Source organism: Sphingomonas cellulosilytica, from assembly GCF_052321755.1.
GTDB lineage: Bacteria > Pseudomonadota > Alphaproteobacteria > Sphingomonadales > Sphingomonadaceae > Sphingomonas.
Genome location: NZ_JBQRTT010000011.1, coordinates 1 through 17,037 on the forward strand (window position 1 = coordinate 1; position 17,037 = coordinate 17,037).

At 67.2% G+C, this 17,037-nt stretch carries 12 protein-coding genes and 1 pseudogene; 9 read left to right on the top strand and 4 right to left on the bottom strand.

Translation table 11 applies throughout. From position 1 onward, the window contains the following. From ACTZQ5_RS13500 to ACTZQ5_RS13510, 3 genes and pseudogenes are all read left to right on the top strand, one after another. Nucleotides 1-108, top strand: a pseudogene (locus tag ACTZQ5_RS13500) (IS5/IS1182 family transposase); the annotation flags it as partial. Further along, entirely contained in the window at nt 74-868 is a 795-nt protein-coding gene (locus tag ACTZQ5_RS13505) for an aldo/keto reductase (RefSeq protein ID WP_443585663.1), read from the top strand. The pseudogene ACTZQ5_RS13500 and the gene ACTZQ5_RS13505, both read left to right, overlap by 35 nt. Then, on the top strand, nt 868-1,833 hold the full coding sequence (locus ACTZQ5_RS13510; protein WP_443585664.1) for an amidohydrolase family protein: 966 nt from the start codon (nt 868-870) through the stop codon (nt 1,831-1,833). The genes ACTZQ5_RS13505 and ACTZQ5_RS13510 overlap by 1 nt, the downstream gene beginning before the upstream one ends. Nucleotides 1,834-2,319: 486 nt before the next feature. Here the strand turns inward: ACTZQ5_RS13510 and ACTZQ5_RS13515 are convergent, their stop codons facing one another. Both ACTZQ5_RS13515 and ACTZQ5_RS13520 read right to left on the bottom strand, forming a co-directional pair. Then, nucleotides 2,320-3,606 (bottom strand): DUF2264 domain-containing protein, encoded by a 1,287-nt coding sequence (locus tag ACTZQ5_RS13515; RefSeq protein WP_443585665.1) that lies wholly within the window; start codon nt 3,604-3,606, stop codon nt 2,320-2,322. Beyond that, nucleotides 3,603-4,535 carry a DUF4861 family protein gene (locus ACTZQ5_RS13520; RefSeq protein WP_443585666.1) on the bottom strand — a complete coding sequence of 311 codons (933 nt, stop codon included), beginning with the start codon at nt 4,533-4,535 and terminating at the stop codon, nt 3,603-3,605. Before ACTZQ5_RS13520 ends, ACTZQ5_RS13515 begins: the two co-directional genes overlap by 4 nt. A gap of 111 nt (nt 4,536-4,646) precedes the next feature. Between ACTZQ5_RS13520 and ACTZQ5_RS13525 the strand changes: the two genes are divergently transcribed. The 6 genes from ACTZQ5_RS13525 to ACTZQ5_RS13550 all read left to right on the top strand — a co-directional run bounded on the left by ACTZQ5_RS13525 (nt 4,647) and on the right by ACTZQ5_RS13550 (nt 12,482). Continuing rightward, on the top strand, nt 4,647-5,390 hold the full coding sequence (locus ACTZQ5_RS13525; RefSeq protein ID WP_443585667.1) for a FadR/GntR family transcriptional regulator: 744 nt from the start codon (nt 4,647-4,649) through the stop codon (nt 5,388-5,390). Nucleotides 5,391-5,459: 69 nt separating this feature from the next. Then, nucleotides 5,460-5,825 carry a hypothetical protein gene (locus tag ACTZQ5_RS13530; protein ID WP_443585668.1) on the top strand — a complete coding sequence of 122 codons (366 nt, stop codon included), beginning with the start codon at nt 5,460-5,462 and terminating at the stop codon, nt 5,823-5,825. A gap of 19 nt (nt 5,826-5,844) precedes the next feature. After that, entirely contained in the window at nt 5,845-7,137 is a 1,293-nt protein-coding gene (locus tag ACTZQ5_RS13535) for an MFS transporter (RefSeq protein WP_443585669.1), read from the top strand. Continuing rightward, on the top strand, nt 7,134-8,285 hold the full coding sequence (locus tag ACTZQ5_RS13540) for a glycoside hydrolase family 88/105 protein (protein WP_443585670.1): 1,152 nt from the start codon (nt 7,134-7,136) through the stop codon (nt 8,283-8,285). Before ACTZQ5_RS13535 ends, ACTZQ5_RS13540 begins: the two co-directional genes overlap by 4 nt. A gap of 11 nt (nt 8,286-8,296) precedes the next feature. After that, nucleotides 8,297-9,130 (top strand): 5-dehydro-4-deoxy-D-glucuronate isomerase, encoded by an 834-nt coding sequence (kduI, locus tag ACTZQ5_RS13545; RefSeq protein ID WP_443585671.1) that lies wholly within the window; start codon nt 8,297-8,299, stop codon nt 9,128-9,130. Between the two features lie 82 nt (nt 9,131-9,212). Then, entirely contained in the window at nt 9,213-12,482 is a 3,270-nt protein-coding gene (locus ACTZQ5_RS13550) for a glycoside hydrolase family 2 TIM barrel-domain containing protein (RefSeq protein ID WP_443585672.1), read from the top strand. A 120-nt stretch (nt 12,483-12,602) separates the two neighbouring features. On the opposite strand, the gene ACTZQ5_RS13555 is transcribed toward ACTZQ5_RS13550, so the two are convergent. Continuing rightward, nucleotides 12,603-14,966, bottom strand: a complete 2,364-nt coding sequence (locus tag ACTZQ5_RS13555) for a DUF5703 domain-containing protein (protein WP_443585673.1) — start codon at nt 14,964-14,966, stop codon at nt 12,603-12,605. A 653-nt stretch (nt 14,967-15,619) separates the two neighbouring features. Beyond that, the gene (locus ACTZQ5_RS13560; protein ID WP_443585674.1) at nt 15,620-16,987 is read right to left on the bottom strand and encodes a BNR repeat-containing protein; all 1,368 of its coding nucleotides are present in this window, start codon (nt 16,985-16,987) and stop codon (nt 15,620-15,622) included. Nucleotides 16,988-17,037 lie beyond the last annotated feature (50 nt).

The following is a 17,037-nucleotide window of genomic DNA, read 5'->3' on the forward strand; positions in this document are numbered from 1 at the left end:
TTCGGCCGCCTCAAAGACTGGCGCCGGGTTGCTACCCGCTACGATCGATGCCCGACCGCCTTCCTCTCCGCTATTGCCCTCGCTGCCACCGTCATCTTCTGGCTGTGATCAACGAGTCCTGACCCTAGGCAAGGCGCTGCACGGTGTGCCGCGGACCCGATACCGCCTCTCGACCAAGGTCGGTAAGACGACCGACCCGGATCGGTACGGCGCGGATCGGTTGGATTACAGCCGCAGCGCGATCCGGGCATCCCTGGCGGAAAGTGCTGGCCGCCTCGGCACCGACTATTTCGACATCGTCCACCTGCACGACATCGAATATCACGGCCGGGCGCACATCGAGCAGGCGCTCGGCGAGGGACTGGACACGCTGCTCGACCTGAAGCGGGACGGGCGCATCGGCGCGGTGGGCTTCGGCATCTATCCGGTCGACCTGTGGCACCGGATTCTGACCGACTATCCGGTGGATGCGGGGCTGATCCACAATCATTACGGGCTGCATGATACCCGCCTGCTCGACCTCCTCCCCCTCGCGCGGGAAAAGAACGTGGGGATCATCAATGCCTCCCCCTTCGGCAGCGGCCTGCTGACCGACCGCGGGCCACCGGACTGGCACCCGGCCACACCGGCCGACCGGGCCGTGTTCCGCCGCGCGGCGGAACTGTGCCGAGCGCGCGGCACGTCGATCAGCAAGGTCGCGTTCCAGTTCGCCACCCGGAACCCCGACATCCCCACCACGATGTTCAGCTCGGCGGACCCGGCATCGGTGCTGCGCAACGCTGCCTGGTGCGAGGAACCCTATGACGCCGATCTGGTGCGCGACGTTCGCGCCGTGCTCCACCCCGTCGCCGGCAAGGACTGGTACTGATGAAGATCGATTCGCATCAGCATTTCTGGGACTATACCGCCCATCCGCAGGATTACGTCTGGATGGACGGGGGGGCGGCCGCACTGCGCCGGAACTTCGGGCCTGCCGACCTTGCGCCGCTGCTGGCGGCGGCGGGCTATGACGGTACAGTCGCCGTGCAGGCGCGCGAGATGACGGCGGAAACCGACGACCTGCTCGCGATCGCCACCGCCTGCCCCCTCGTCAAAGGCGTCGTGGGGTGGATCGACCTGTGCGCGCCCGATGTCGAACGCGCGCTCGACCGGTACGCGGCCGAGCCGCGGCTGAAGGGCTTGCGCACACTTATCCATGACCGCCCGGACCCCGATTTCGCTGCGTCGGACGCCCATGTCCGCGGCGTATCGCTGCTCGCACGCTATGGGCTGACCTACGATCTCCTCCTCAAGCCGGAGCATCTGGCCGCCGCGACCCGCCTCGTCGATGCACTGCCCGACCAGCCGTTCGTCGTCGATCACATGGCCAAGCCCGATTTGCGCGGCACCGACCGCGGCACGTGGCTCGCGGGCATGAGCGAAATCGCGCGGCGGCCGAATGTCTGGTGCAAGCTGTCGGGCGCAGCCACCTTTCCCGGTGCGGCGGCGGACTGGCGCGAGGCGGTGACCCCCTATCTCGCCGCCATGGTCGACTGGTTCGGCCCCGATCGCTGCATGATCGGGTCCGACTGGCCGGTATGCTCGCTTGCCGCTGACTTCGCATCGGTGACCGGCGCGATCGAAGATTGGTGCGCGCAGCTGACGGAAGCGGAGCGGAGCCGCATCCTCGGCGGGACCTGCGCCGCCTTTTACGGTCTGGATGGTTCGCCGGGCGACGCCTCGGGCGTGACCCCGTCGGCCGTTACCGGGACAGCTATGCGCCCTGAGACCAAACCTCGTCCGATGGCGGATCGCCACCCGAGCGACGGCCCTGTCTTGTCCGGACGCGCATGACAGACAAGGATCGATGAAAGATTATCGATGAACGATTTTGGTACTACTCGCTGAGACTGGCCAGGGCTGATCGACATTCAATCCCCGCCAGGGCGGGACTATCGCATATGGGCTGTCCGATCCGGGACGGTGTTCTCCGATCCTCCGTCATGCCGGACCTGGTCCGGCACCCACCGTGCCGCACACCCATACGCTATGGATTTTGCGGCGCGGTGGACCCCGGAACGCGTCCGGGGTGACGAAGATTACCGGGACGGCATGCCCCTTCACCCGCAGCCGGCAGCCGGCAGCCGGCAGCCGTCATCACATATGCGATAGCTGCCCTCGTGGAGGAGGATGAAGAGGGTCCTTCATTCTGGATGTCGATCAGTCCTGGGCAGTCGACCGTCATGTCCAGGACGACCCACCTGCGATGGCGAAAGGCGGCCGTGGGGTCGTTTCCCGCACGCAACGCTCTGCCCCTACCTGTAGCGTCGTCGGACAAGCTCAGTAATTGACGTAATAATCTTTGCGGAAATCCTCGCCGGCGTAGGCCTTGCGCATCGTCCAGGATTGCGGAGGCGTGGTCCAATACGGGTCGGACGGCGCCAGGCCGAGCGCCAACAGACCTTCCGAGGCAATGTACATGCTGCCGGCGTTGGAATAGATATCGCCGAGCGATGGCTGATGGCGAGTGAAGCCGATGGTGAGGAATCCGTCGGCATCGAAATTGCTCGGGTCCGCGAACACCCGGCGCTGCGATGCCGTCGTCGCTGCCCGCACCTGACCGGGCGGCAGGGTCGCCGGGAGCTGCCCGTGCCAGGCGAGATAGCCCAACGGCTGATGCACCGCGATGCGATAGGTCAGCGATCGGCCGATCGCCGCATAGGCGCCGTCGGGGCCGATCATCCGCTCCAGGTTTTCGGCATAGCGCTGCATGCGCTTGGTTTCGAGCGCCAGCACCTCTGCGACCCGCAGGTTGTTGAACGATGGCTTGCCGGCCGCCAGCGTCGCCAGGATCTGCGCGAGCATCGGGTGGATGACGTAGCTGTTGTAATAATCGAAGTGGAAATGCTCGCCGTCGCCATACCAGCCATCGCCGACATACCATTCCAGCATCTTCTTGATCGTCAGGTCGACCCGCATCGGGTCCCAATCCTCGCCGATCGCGAACAGGAACGCCTCGTTCATCGCGGCGAACAACAGCCAGTTCTGGTAGGGCGGCGAGATGCGCCGCAGCTGCTTGATCTCCTCGACGATGCGCGTCTTCGTCACCCGGTCGAGCGGCTCCCACAAGGCCTTGGGCGCGCGCAGCAACGCGCTGGTGAAATAGGCCGAATCGACCAGCGCCTGGCCGTGCCCCCGCCACAGCAGGTAATCCGGGCTCTTGGGGTCGACCGCGTTCGCATAGCTCGCCAGCGCCTGTGCGCGCAGCGTGGCGCGCAGCCGCCCCTCGGCGGATGGATCGTCGGGCAGCGCCAGCCAGGGCGCCATGCCGTCGATCAGCCTGCCGAATGCCTCCAGATAGGCGACGCGCGGATTGCGTCCGTCCCAGGTCGGGCTGAGTTCCGGCTTCCATTCGCGCTGCAGCACGCCCCGAGCCATCCGTCCCAGCACCGGCTCCGCCATGCGCCGCAGCAGATCGAGCGAGTAGGCGCGGTCGCCGGCGCCGTCGCCCAGCGGCGCCTGCGGATCGCGCGGCGCCGCCTTGCCATAGGCAGGCGCCGCCGCGGCAAGGCCGGCCCCCATCGCGAGGCCGCCGATCAGTCCGCGTCGATCGATCCCGCCACTCATCGCGCTGCCCCCGGCACGGTGAAATCGAGCCGTTCGCCCCGCGCATAGTCGTCCCATCGCGCGCGGGTGGCAAAGCCCCCCTGCCCCTTGCTCCACGCCGATCCGGAATAATAGACGAAGGGTCTGCCCGGCGTGACGCGCAGCAGCAGCAGCTGGTTGTCGGCATCCTGTTTCACGTCGACGATCATCGCCGGGTCGACGCGGATCGCGATCCCCATCCGGCCATGATCGCCATCGGGCGGACTCCACCACGACAGCAGCCCTCGCGCCCGGTCGACGGTCCACTCGCCCGCGCCCTGGGTGACGGTGCGCTTGCCGATCCCGATGCCGACGATCAGCGGCTCCGGCGTGTCGGAGGACAGCGTGGATACCAGACGGGTGAACTGGGTGCCGAGCGGCAGGGTGAAGCGGCGCGTTTCCCACACCCGGCGGCCGACGTCGACCGGCCAGGGCGCGTAATCGACGGTGAAGTCGGCGACCTTGCCGCCGCTCGCCAGGATGCGGTGTCCGACGAAGTTGCGCGACGTCCACAATTTGTTGTCGTACCAGATGCCGAGGCCGCCGGCACCGCGACCGGTGCCGACATTGTAGAAATCGAGGCCCTCGCCATGGAAGGCGTGCTGGTCGCCGATGCGCAGTTGCCGATCGGCGAAGGGCCATGCGACGGTCTTGCCCCAGGAATCGATGCCCGATCCCGACGGCGGCTCGATCGCCTCCAGCGGATGGCCGTAGATGCGATGGGCGGTGCGGTCGTTTTCCCACAGCAGATCGCCGTAGCGATAGTCCGCGATCTGCGCGACGGCGCGCGGGGTCCGATCCGCAGGCGCCGGCAGCGGCCGCTCCGCGACCGCCTTGCCGGCGTCCTGGGCGACTGCGGGGGCGGCAAGGCCCAGAAGCATGGCGATGACGGCAGACGGGATACCGGACACTTGTCGCTCCTCTCCAGAGACGCTAGCCTCCTAATTGATCGTATCAATCTTGCCAAGCATGTCCGCCGGACGTGTCGGGTGCGGGCGATACGCGCTCCTTCGACGTAAAGGATGGACGTGGCCAAGACAGGATCGCTCGCTGACGCGCTGTACGCGAAGCTGGAGGAGCGGATTCGCACGGGGCGGATCCCTCCCGGATCGCGACTGCCGACGCAAAAGCAGATCGCCGAAGACGAGGAGGTCAGCCGGACCGTGGTGCGCGAGGCGGTGGCACGGCTGGAGGCGCAGGGCATCGCCGTGGCGCGGCAGGGCTCTGGCGTGTTCGTCGCGGAGGGCGCGCATTACCAGGCGTTCCAGATCACGCGCGACGACCTTCGCGAACTGGCGGACGTCATCAAGCTGCTCGAGATGCGGCTCGCCATCGAGGCGGAGATGGCCGCCTTCGCCGCCTCGCGCCGCACCCTGGACGATATCGACGCGATGCACGCGGCGCTGCGCGACATGGCGGATCAGGCCGACGATCCGGTTGCCTCCGCAGAAGCCGACACACGCTTCCATCTCGCCATCGCGCACGCGACGCGCAACGACAATTTCCCGCGCTTCATCGGCTTTCTCGGCACCCGCCTCGTGCCCCCGCGCAACCTGTACCTGCGCGGCCAGTCGGACGAGGTGCAACGCGATTACGTCCAACGCGTCCGTGCAGAGCATGACGCGATCGTCGGCGCGATCGTCCGGATGGACGTGGAGGGCGCGCGCGCCGCGGCACGCGACCACATGCGCGAAAGCCTCAGCCGCCACACCGAACTGAGCCGGACGATGGACGCGGCGGGCGAGCGCCGAACGGTCCATGATTGACGGGACCTGATATTCATATGATAACTTGACCATCAAGCCGTGGAACAAACCGCGCAGAAGGAGGGATCGATGGTCAAGGGTGTGCTCGTATCCACAGTATCCACCGCGGCGATCACCGCGCTGCTGATCGCGACGCCGGCGTCAGGCCAGTCGTCACCCACCACCACCCAGCATGCTGGCGCCGAGGCCGCGGGTGTACAGCCGGTGCCGAACGTCGAGGCCCCTGCCCCTGCCCCTGCCCCTGCCCCTGCCCCTGCCCCTGCCCCTGCCCCTGCCGCTGCCGCTGCGCAAAGCGGGCAAACCCAGGCACAGGACGATGCCAACGACATCATCGTCACTGGTTTCCGCCGCAGCCTCGCCGAAGGCCTCGCGCTCAAGCGAGAGGCCGTGGGTATTTGGGCGTCCGGGGTTCACCCGGAAGCTCTTTCTTCTTGAAGCATGTCCAGGGATGGGGATGAGGACGACGGATACGCCAACCACCGAACGCACCGGGCGCTATCGCTGGACGATCTGCGCCCTGCTCTTCGCGGCAACCGCGATCAACTATGTCGACCGCCAGATGATCGGCGTGCTGAAGCCGCTGCTCCAGCAGGATCTCGGCTGGACGGAGGGGCAATATGCCGACATCGTCTTCTGGTTCCAGGCGGCTTATGCGATCGGCTTCCTGGCGATCGGACGGATGATCGACACGGTCGGTGCGCGCTGGGGCTATGCGATCGCCTTCTCGTTCTGGACGCTGGCGCATATGGCGCACGGGCTGGTGCACGGCGTCGTGCAGTTCGCGGTCGCGCGGTTCGCGCTCGGCCTCGGCGAGGCGGGCAACTTCCCTGCCGGGCTGAAGGCGGTGGCCGAATGGTTTCCGCAGCGCGAACGCGCGCTTGCCGTCGGCCTGTTCAACGCCGGTGCCAATGTCGGGGCGATCGTCACGCCGCTGCTCGTTCCGGCGATCGCGCTTGCCTGGGGGTGGCGGACGGCCTTCGTCGCGACGGGCGCGTTCAGCATCGTCTGGCTCGTCGCGTGGCTCGCCTTGTATCGCCGGCCGGCGGAGCATCCCCGCGTCTCGGTCGCGGAGCTGGCGTTGATCCGCAGCGATCCGGTGCGCGCCGGCCCGGCGATCCCCTGGCTGCGCCTGTTCGCGGTGCGGGAGACCTGGGCCTATGCGGTGCCGAAGTTCCTGACCGATCCGATCTGGTGGATGTTCCTGTTCTGGCTGCCGGACTTCCTCGGCAAGCGTTACGGCCTCGATCTCAAGAGCTTCGGACCGCCGCTCGTCGTCATCTACCTGATGTCCGATGCCGGCAGCGTGATCGGCGGCTGGGCGTCGTCACGGCTGATCCGGCGCGGCTGGAGCGTCAATGCCGCGCGCAAGACGACGATGCTGGGCTGCGCGCTGGCGGTGCTGCCGATCGTGACCGTGCAGCATATCGACGACCTTTGGCTCGCCGTTGCGGTGATCGGCCTCGCCACCGCCGGTCACCAGGCTTTTTCGGCCAATCTGCTGACCCTGCCGTCCGACCTGTTTGCGCGCAATGCCGTCGCGTCGGTCGTCGGCATCGGCGGCACCGCGGGCGCCATCGGCGGGATGCTGATCGCCAAGTTCGTCGGCCATGTGCTGGACGTATCGGGCAGCTACGGCCCGGTCTTCGCCGTGGCGGGCTGCGCCTATCTGCTGGCGTTGGCCGCGTTGCATATCGTCAGCCCGCGGCTTGCGCCGGTGCGGGTGGCGCTTGAGGAGAGTGTCGCATGATGTTCCGTGCCCTTGCCGCGGTTTCCGCGTCGCTGGCGTCCGTCGTCGCCCCCGCCGTGGCCACGGCGCAGGTCCAGCGCCGCGCGCCCATGGCCGCCGCGGTGACGCTGGCCGACTGGCAGCTCGCCCGGCTGGCCGATGCCTCGCATGTCAGTCGTGCGACCGGGGAAACGCGCAATCCGCGGGCGTGGGAACAGGCGGTCTTCTGGATCGGCATGACCGCGCTTGCCGATGCCGGCGGCCCGCCGCGCATCCGCGAGGCGATCCTGGCGATGGGACGCGCCAACCGATGGCAGCCGGGCGCCAACCCCTATTTCGCGGACGATCATGCGATCACCCAGGCATATCTGTGGGCCGCGACGCACGGCGCGGGCAAGGCGGCGATCGGTCCCACCCGCGCGACGTTCGATCGGGTGGTGAACATGCCGGCGACGACCACGCTCGCCTTCTACGTACCGCCCGGCGGCTATGGCAAAACGGAGTGCCTGAAGCGCTGGTGCTGGTGCGATGCGCTGTTCATGGCGCCGCCGGCGATGCTCGACCTCACCCGGCTGACCGGCGATCCGCGCTATCGCACGTTCGCGATGAAGGAATTCTGGGCGACGACCGCCTTCCTCTACGATCCGGTCGAGCACCTCTATTACCGCGACAGCCGCTTCTTCGAACGGCGCGATGCACAGCAGCGCAAGCAATTCTGGGCGCGCGGCAACGGTTGGGTCTTCGCCGGCATGGCACGGATGATCCCGCTGCTGCCCAAGGCCAGTCCCGACAGGGCGCGCCTGGAGGCGCTGTTCCGCGAGATGGCGGCGACGCTCAAGACGCTGCAGAAGCCGGACGGTTATTGGGCGCCATCGCTGCTCGCGCCCGAAGGGTCACCGCCGGAGGCAAGCGGTACCGGTTTCTTCACCTATGGCATGGCCTGGGGCGTGAACAGCGGACTGCTGCCCCGCGCCGCATATGAGCCCGTCGCGCGCCGCGGCTGGGCGGCGCTGGAGCGTGCGATCCAGCCCGACGGCCGGCTCGGCTGGGTCCAGCAGGTCAGCGACCGGCCGGAGAAGGTCGAGGCGGCGGACACGCAATATTACGGCGTGGGTGCCTTTCTGCTGGCGGCGACGCAGGTCGCCGCGCTCGATCGCAGCGGCAAGTGACGGAGGCGCGCGTGTACGCCAGGACCTTCCACGCCACCCATCCCGCCATGATGGCGACGGCCTCCGGCGCCGACCTGCGCGACCGGTATCTGGTGACCGACCTGTTCCGCGCCGGTGAGATCGTGCTCACCTATGCGCACGACGAACGCTTCGTGATCGGCTCGGCCGTACCGCAGGGCCGGCCGCTGGCGCTGCCACGCCCGACCGAACCGCCGAGTGCCGCCGGCAGGTCGCTGCTCGAACGGCGCGAACTCGGCATCGTCAACGTCGGCGCGGCGGGGCAGGTGCTGGTCGATGGCGCGGCGATCGACCTCGGGCGCCATGACGCGCTCTACGTGCCGATGGGGACGCAGGACGTCGCCTTCACCGGCGAGGGCGCCCGCTTCTTCCTGCTCAGCGTGCCGGCCCATATGCCCTGCCCCCTGCGCAGGATCACGCTGGCCGACGTGCCCCATATGGAACGCGGCAGCGGCGATACCGCCAACGATCGCCACATCCACCAGCTCATCCTGCCGGGCCGCTGCGCCAGCGCCGCGCTGTGCGTCGGCCTGACCCGATTGAAGCCGGGCAGCGTGTGGAACACCATGCCGCCGCACGTTCACGATCGCCGCAGCGAGGTGTATCTGTATTTCGATCTCGGCGAGGACGATCGCGTCTTCCACTTCATGGGGCAGCCGGACGACCTGCGCGCCGTCGTCGTCGCCAACGAGCAGGCGGTGATTTCGCCGCCCTGGTCGGTGCACATGGGCGCCGGCACGCGAGCCTATAGTTTCATCTGGGCGATGGCGGGGGAGAACCTCGACTATGAAGACATGGATGTCTGCGCGGTGTCCGCGCTCGCCTGACGCCGATCGCCTCACCTTCGCGTCGCGCGTTCGCCCGGCGCTTCCCTCGGCCCGCCGGGCCGCCACTGGCAAGGACGCCGACATGACGCAACGTTCCCGCCGACGCGAAATCCTGATCGCCCTCGCCTGTGCCGCTGCCGCCACCCCGGCGGCGGCGCAGGACGACGTGCGGGTCGCGCCGGTACAGGTCGACCCCGCCCGCCCCGATTGGGAAGATCCGGCGGTCAATTACGTCAACACACTGCCCGCCCGTGCCACCGGCTTTCCCTTCGAAACGCGGGCGAAGGCGATCGCCGGCCATCGCACGAAGTCCGACCGATTTCTGCTGTTGAACGGCGACTGGCGGTTCGACCTGTCGTTCGCCGATCATCTGCCGACCGGCTTCGAAGCGCCCGGCTTCGACGTATCGAGCTGGAAGACGATCCCCGTTCCTGCCGACTGGCAGGCGCACGGCGTCGATCAGGCCCGCTACAACAACTCCACCTACCCCTTCCCCGCCAACCGTCCGCTGGTCCCGCATGCGACGAACCCGGTCGGATCGTACCGGCGCGACATCGACGTGCCTGCCGGGTGGAGCGGCAGCGACGTCATCCTCCACATCGGCGCGGCGGGCTCCGCCTATGACGTGTGGGTGAACGGCGCGAAGGTCGGCTATGCGGAGGATTCCAAGCTGCCGAGCGAGTTCGACGTCACCCGGTTCGTGAAGCCGGGAAAGAACACGATCGCCATCCGCGTCTATCGCTGGTCGGACGGCAGCTATCTGGAAGACCAGGATTTCTGGCGCGTGTCCGGTATCGAGCGCGAGGTGTTCCTGATGGCGGCGCCGCGAACGCGCATTCGCGACTTCTTCGTTCACGCGGGCCTCGACGACAACTACACCACCGGCACGGTGGCGATCGACATGGCGGTGACGCCGGGCGCGGCGACCAGCGCGCGCTACGTGCTGATGGACGGCGCGCGCACCGTGCTGCAGGGCCGCGCACCGGTGGCACGCGGCGGGACGGAGCGCACGGTCACGCTCACCGGCCGTCTGCCGCAGGCAAAGCCGTGGACCGCCGAGACGCCCAACCTCTATTTCCTCCTGGTCGAGCTGTACGACGCCAAGGGCGTTATCATCCAGTCGACCTATGCGCGCATCGGCTTCCGCACCGTCGCCATCCGCAATGGCCTGGTCACCGTCAACGGTCGGCCGATCACCATCCGCGGCGTCAATCGCCACGAACATGATCCCGAAACCTTTCACGTCATCAGCCGTGAATCGATGGAACATGACATCCGGCTGATGAAGCAGGCCAACGTCAACGCGCTGCGCACTTCGCATTATCCCAACGATCCGTACGTCTACGAACTCGCCGACCGCTACGGCCTCTACGTCATGGATGAGGCTAACCTCGAAGACCATGAATACATGCAGGCCGGCAACGCACGTCCGGACAAGCGCGGCTATTACCAGATCGGCTTCGACCCGGCGTGGAAGGCGGCGCATGTCGCGCGCGCGGTCAACATGGTCGAGCGCGACAAGAACCACCCGTCGGTGATCTTCTGGTCGCTCGGCAACGAAGCCGGCATCGGCCAGAATTTCGCAGCCGCCGCCACCGCGGCGCGGGCGCGCGATCCCGGACGCCTCATCAGCTATCTCGGCTGGGGCACGCTGCGCGATCATCGCCCCAATTGGTATGCCGACATCTATGCGCCGATGTACGATCCCGCCGCCAAGATGGCGGATTATGCCGTCAACTGGGATTTCAAGCAGCCGATGATCCAGTGCGAATATGCGCACATGATGGGCAATTCGGGCGGCAACCTGCCGGAATATTGGGATACGATCTACGCGTATCCCGACAAGCTGCAGGGTGGCTTCATCTGGGATTGGGTCGACCAGTCGATGTACCGCTATACCAAGGACGGGCGGCGCTATTGGGGTGACGGCAGCGAATACGGGCCCAATCCCGGCGGCGACATCGAGTTCGGCGATGGCCTGTTGCAGGCGGACCGCACGCCCAACCCCCAGTTCTACGAGTTGCGCAAGGTCTATGCGCCGGTGCAGTTCGACGGCTTCGATCCCGCGACCGGCCGCCTGACGGTGCGCAACCGGCAGGACTTTCGCGACCTTGCCGGCTTCACCTTCGACTGGACGCTGGACGAGGATGGCATAGCGGTGGCGAACGGCACGCTGCCAGGCGTCGCCGCTGCCGCACGCCAGGCCGGCACCATCACATTGCCGCCGGCGGCGCTGCCCCGCAGCCCTGAACACGAATATTTCGTCACCGTGCGGGCGCGTGCCAAGGCCGATACGATCCCGGCGGTCGATGCCGGAGCGGTCATCGGCTGGGAGCAGTTCGCCCTGCCCGCCGCCCCCTCCGCTACCCCCTCCGCTGCGCCATCGGCGACGCCGCCCGTCACCGCCGCCCGCGACGTGCAGGTGCGCAACGAAGGCGATGCGATCATGCTGTCCGCAGGTACGGCAACGCTGGCGATCGATCGCCGCACCGGCCTGATCCTGCGCTACGCCAGCGGTGGCCGCACGCTCGCGAGCGGTGGCACCCCACATTTCTGGCGCGCCGTGACCGATAACGACGTGGGCATCGGCACCGACCGGCAACTGGCGGCGTGGAAGACGATGAGCGACCAGCGCGGCGTGCGCGACGTGCGTGTGGAGGGGAATGCGGTCAGCGTCGACTACGTGCTGGGCGATGGTGCGGCGACGTTCACCACCCGCTATGCCATGGCTGGCGACGGCAGCGTGGAGGTGACCGGGCAACTCACGCCGCTGAAGCAGGACCTGCCCCCGCCCTTCCGCGTCGGCATGGCCTTTGCGTTGCCGGCCGACCTCACCACCGTCGAATGGTACGGGCGCGGCCCTCACGAAAGCTATGTCGACCGCAAGACCTCGGCGCCCATCGGCCTGTGGCGCGGTGCGATCGCGGCGCAGAACCACGATTACATCCGGCCCCAGGAAACCGGCAACAAGGTCGACGTGCGCTGGATGGAGGTGTCCGGCGCGGGACCGGGCGGCACCGGCGGCCTGCGCATCCAGGGCGACCGGCCGTTGATGATGAACGCCCTCGCCTTCCCTTACGCCGATCTCGATCGGCACGCGCCGGGAACGTGGAAATCCACGAACATCGTGCCGCGCGACCATGGCACGCTGCTGGTCGATTCGGCGCAATGGGGTGTCGGCGGCGATACGCAGTGGAGCGAATGGGGCAAGCCGCTGCCGCAATATCGCACCAAAAGCGGGCCGGACCGTATCGCCTTCCGCCTGACGCCCTTTGCGGGTGAGGGCACCACGCCCCAGCGCGCGCGGCCGGCCCAGGCGACGGGATCGCCTGCCGATGCGATGCAGCCGTGACGATCACGGCGTCGCGCCCGATGAGGTGAACATCGGCGCGACGCCACAGGGTGCAGGCAACGGACGGGAGATATCCTGCCGCTGATGCATCGTGCGTCCGCTGCGCCGCGTGACGCCGCGTTACGTCGCCCAGGCAGGCAGGCGCACGTCGGCACGCCGCCGGGCCGGCATGACATCGATCCGTTCGATCTTGCCGCCCCGCGGACGCGCGTCGACGATCGTGCGGTCGGGCGCATGAAGGCGGATGTCGACGTCCCAATCCTGTGGCCAGGCGGGAAACAGGTAGATCGCCTCGCCGACCGTCTGCATCGCCATCTCCTGCAACCCGATCATCCCCGACCCGCCCCAATTATGGTCGGGAACCCAATCGTGGCCCGGTCCCCAGAAGGTCGGCATGCGCCGCCCGGTCGCATCGTCGAGCTTGCGAATGGTGAGGTCGCGCGCCTCCTCGACCAGGCCGAGGCGGGCGCAGAAGATGTTGTCCTGATGCCAGCTGATATAATGGCGCTGTGCCGGCTGATCGACGCCGTAGCGCCAGGTGTCGATCGCAAGCTGGATATCGGGCAGGCCGATGCCATAGAATTGGAACGGGAACACCGGGTAGAGTTGCGGGATCTCCTGGTTCTGGATGCGGGAAAACAGGATTGCGGGCGCGATGGTACGGTGGCCCTGCATGGTCCGGATCGGGATAGGCGGGATGCGCCTCAGATAGCCTTCGTAGAACGCGCGCCGTTCCGCACCGAGATAGTGCAGCGGCAACGCCAGCAGCGCGTCGATGACGCTCCGCAATCCGGCAATGGTCACCACGGAATTATAGGCATCCTTGTAGGTTTCCGCCGCCGTGCCGGGATAGAAGATGAGATGCCCCTGCGCGTCGAGGGCGCGCCCCTGCATCCGCATCCCCTCGCGCTGGAAATGCTGATCGAAGAAGGTGAGGCAGCTTTCGACCAGCGGAATGTATCGCGTGATGTCGAGCCCGGTGAATTGCTGGAATTGCAGGATCATCAGGCAGAATTCCAGCGCCGTTTCCCACAGGCGGCCGATATAGGGATTGTCCTCTACGCCGGGCTCGGTCCCCGGCCCCCGCGTCCATCCGTAATCGCGGGCGCCGGGCAGGCCGAAATTCTCGATCTGTTCGACGAAGCCGGCACCTTCGTGCTGCCAATATACGCGCGTGCGTATCTCCGCATTGCCGCGGGCGTTTTCGTAGAATTCGAACTGCGGCCGCATCATGTCGAAATCGCCGCTCTTCAGCATCGGGAAATAGACCAGCCGCTGGTTCTGGGCAGTAAACATCCCGCCGCCCCATGCTCGATAGTCCGGCGTCGCGTGATGCTTGGCGTTCACATATTCAGGATCGGCGGTGAAATTGCCGCCGTTGAACTTGGTCGGCCAGCGGCCATAGGCGTTGGTGCCGAGCATGTAGCGGAAGATCTGGTAGTTGCGCCCCACGCGCCAGGCAGCCGATGCTGGATCGGGGGCGTCGGGCATGATCGCGATCCGGCTGCGTGCCCAGAATTCGGCCCACCAGTCGCGCGTCCGACGTCGCGCCCTGGCGACGGCGGCCGCGTCCGCAACCGCAAGCGCCATGATCCCCTTGCGCCACGCCGCGAGGCTCGGCGCATTGTCGATGTGGAGGCAGATGCGCAGGTCATGCCGTTTGGCTGGCCGGCGGCTCTTCAATCGCCAGCCGGTGAACGCGGTGCTCGCATAGGTGCCGCGCGACTGCCCGTCCGGCACGAAGCCCGCACCATGCACCAGCGTGCCGAAGGTCAGGTCCTTGAGCGGATTCCAAAGCTTTGCCTTGACCGCATCCAGCCCTTCGTAATGCACGTCCAGGTCGAAGACGGTGTAGACGTCGCGCATCCGATGGTAGGACAGGACGTCGTTGCCAGCGAAACCCGTTTCGTCGCGGTAGGATATCGGCGGCACCGGGCTGTCGATATAGGATCGGTGCATGCTGACTTCGCCCTTGGTGTAGGGGCGGTCCTCCGTGCGCCAGTTTTCATAGGTCGCCACCACCGACAGCGGCTGCGCGGCATCCACCTCGACGTGGATGACCGGCGCATGCACCTCCACCCAGATGACGATCTTCACCGCCTGGCCGCCGAGCTCTCCAGCGATCTCGACCAGTCCCTCGCGCAGCTTCAATTCCTGTCGGAACACGGCGCCGGCCACAAAGGGATTCGGGTCGCACCGCAGCCGGATCCGGCCCATTTTCAGGTAGCTGTTGGTTTCGTCGAACGCGCCGCTGCGCGCCATGTAGAACACCACGTCGTCGCCCTCGACCCAGACGTTCAACCCGATGTCGCCGCCGCCGCACGGCATGGAATCGAGCGAACGGGTGCTCTGGCTCGTCCACACCGGATTGTAGGCGGCGAGCCAGTCGGTTCCGGTGGTCGATGCCTCTGCCTGCGCCGCCGCACCGCTCATCGTGAGGACGGGCAAGGTGCCGATCAGGCCGAGCGTCGCACGCCGCGACACGGCATTCGATCGCGTGAGATGATCGGAGCCCGTGCCTTCGACAACGCCTTGCCGACCGGAATGGCCACGCCGCCGCGTGGATGGCGTGGCACCATCGCGCTCCGTCATGCGTGGCGACTGCAGGCGGGCGACGCAGAGATCATGTCCATAAACGCTTGGTCATCCTGATTCCGGGGTATTGTGACGCAAATCCGCATGCGACGGGCTGGCAGGGGCGCCCGCGCGATGATGGTCCCTGCGATGTCCACGACGGATCCACCTACCCGACCTGAGATTTATCATACGACATTCCCACGCCTGTCAATGGCTGCGTATGCCACACAGCGCGCGGGCGCTCCAGGCATGCCGGATGGGTTATCTGATAACAGCCGGTTGCGGCCGATGACGGTCGTAGCATCGGTGGATCGCCGTGTGTTGCTGGGGTTCACAAGACTACGCTCCCGTTCCTCCGCCGGGGGCCGTGGTTCAGAGGACAGTTTCCAGTCCGCTCCATCGCCGCCGCATCCGCCGCCGTCTCGCGCCTGGTGGGGGCGTGCGCTACCGTGGGTGGCACCGCCGACGCGTGATGCTGCGTCGAGCGGAGATCATCGACATCCCACGGTCCGGGCCGAGCATTCGCTGCTCATGATGCGCCGGGTGACCCCATGGGGTCGTCAGCGCGGCGCGGTCTTGCCGGGAGTGACCAGCAGCAGCGTCGTCGGATCGGGGATGTCGCGGCTCGGTTCGTCGCGATGGGCCGGGCGGGTGGGCCAGGCGAGGGCTATGCCGGAGGAGCCGGTGTCCTCGACCGTGTTGAGCACCATGCCGGCGGGCACCGGGACCGATGCGGCGAGTTGCCGCTGCAGCGAGCTGCCGGGCACCTCGGCCACGCGCTTCAGCGTCGCGGCGTCGAGAACGAAATCGATCGGCTCGCCGTCGCGGATCACCGATATGCGGATACGGTCGCGACCGACCGGCACCGCGCCGCTGACGAACAGCCGGCTGTCGAGCGAGCCGCCGCCGCGGAAATCCCAGCGGAAGCCCTGCCAGTCGCTGACCTGCGCGATGTGCCAGCCTGCCTTGCCCTCGTTCCGCGCGACATAGATCTGCGTGTTCCCCGCCGCGTCGAACTTGTGGTAGGTGATCATCACACGGCCGGCGGGATCGAAGCCGATGATCGTGTTGTTGTTGATCATGCCGCCCTCGACGGGCACGGGATCGACGATCTCCGCGCTCTTCACGGTGATGGGCAGGGCGAGCGGCGTGCCGTCGGCGCGGGTCCAGTGGACGAGGTCGCGGCTCTGCGCATAGGACAGATCGTGGTTGGTTTCCGCCATCGGCGATTCCCGCCAGACCCAGACGATATGGAACAGCTTGTCGGGGCCCAGCACCGGCCCCATGAAATAGGCGTTGCGATGCCCCTCGCCGTCGGTCAGCGGCTTGGCCAGCAGCGGGCTCCAGCGCTGCGCTGCGGGATCGTAGACATCGTAGATCTCGTTGCCGTTGCCGCTGCGGCCGTCGCGATATTTGAATACCAGCCGGCCGTCCGGACCGGTGAGGAAGACGGGATAGGTCATGCTGCGTTCCGCCGCGGCGTCGGCCATGACCGGCACGCGTACCAGGCTGCGCACGTCGCCGGCAATGCGGGTACGGTAATAGACCAGCGGATCGGCATGCATGTTGCCGACGACGTGGATCTGCCCGGCCGAATCCACCGCCAGCGCGATGTAATTGTGGCTGTCCCAGCCGACCCAGCTGTCGACCTTGAAATAGACCCAGCCGCCGCCGCGGCGCGGGCGCGAGGCGATCGTCATCTGGCGGGTGGCGTCGTAATAAGCGACGAAGATCGTCGTATCGGTGACGGCAAGCGCGAAGCGCGAACTCTGCCCGGACCAGACGCGGTCGATCGCCGCCAGATCGGGAGCGCCGGCCATGCCCCGCGCCGGCGGCACGGTGCCCTGCGCCGAGGCGGGTGACGCGGCGGCGACGCCCAGCGCCAGTGCGAGCGCGATCGGGAATGCCCGGTTCGGTGATGTCGACACGATGATACTCCGTTGCAACAGATCGGGACGCGGTGCGGTGCCGCGACACG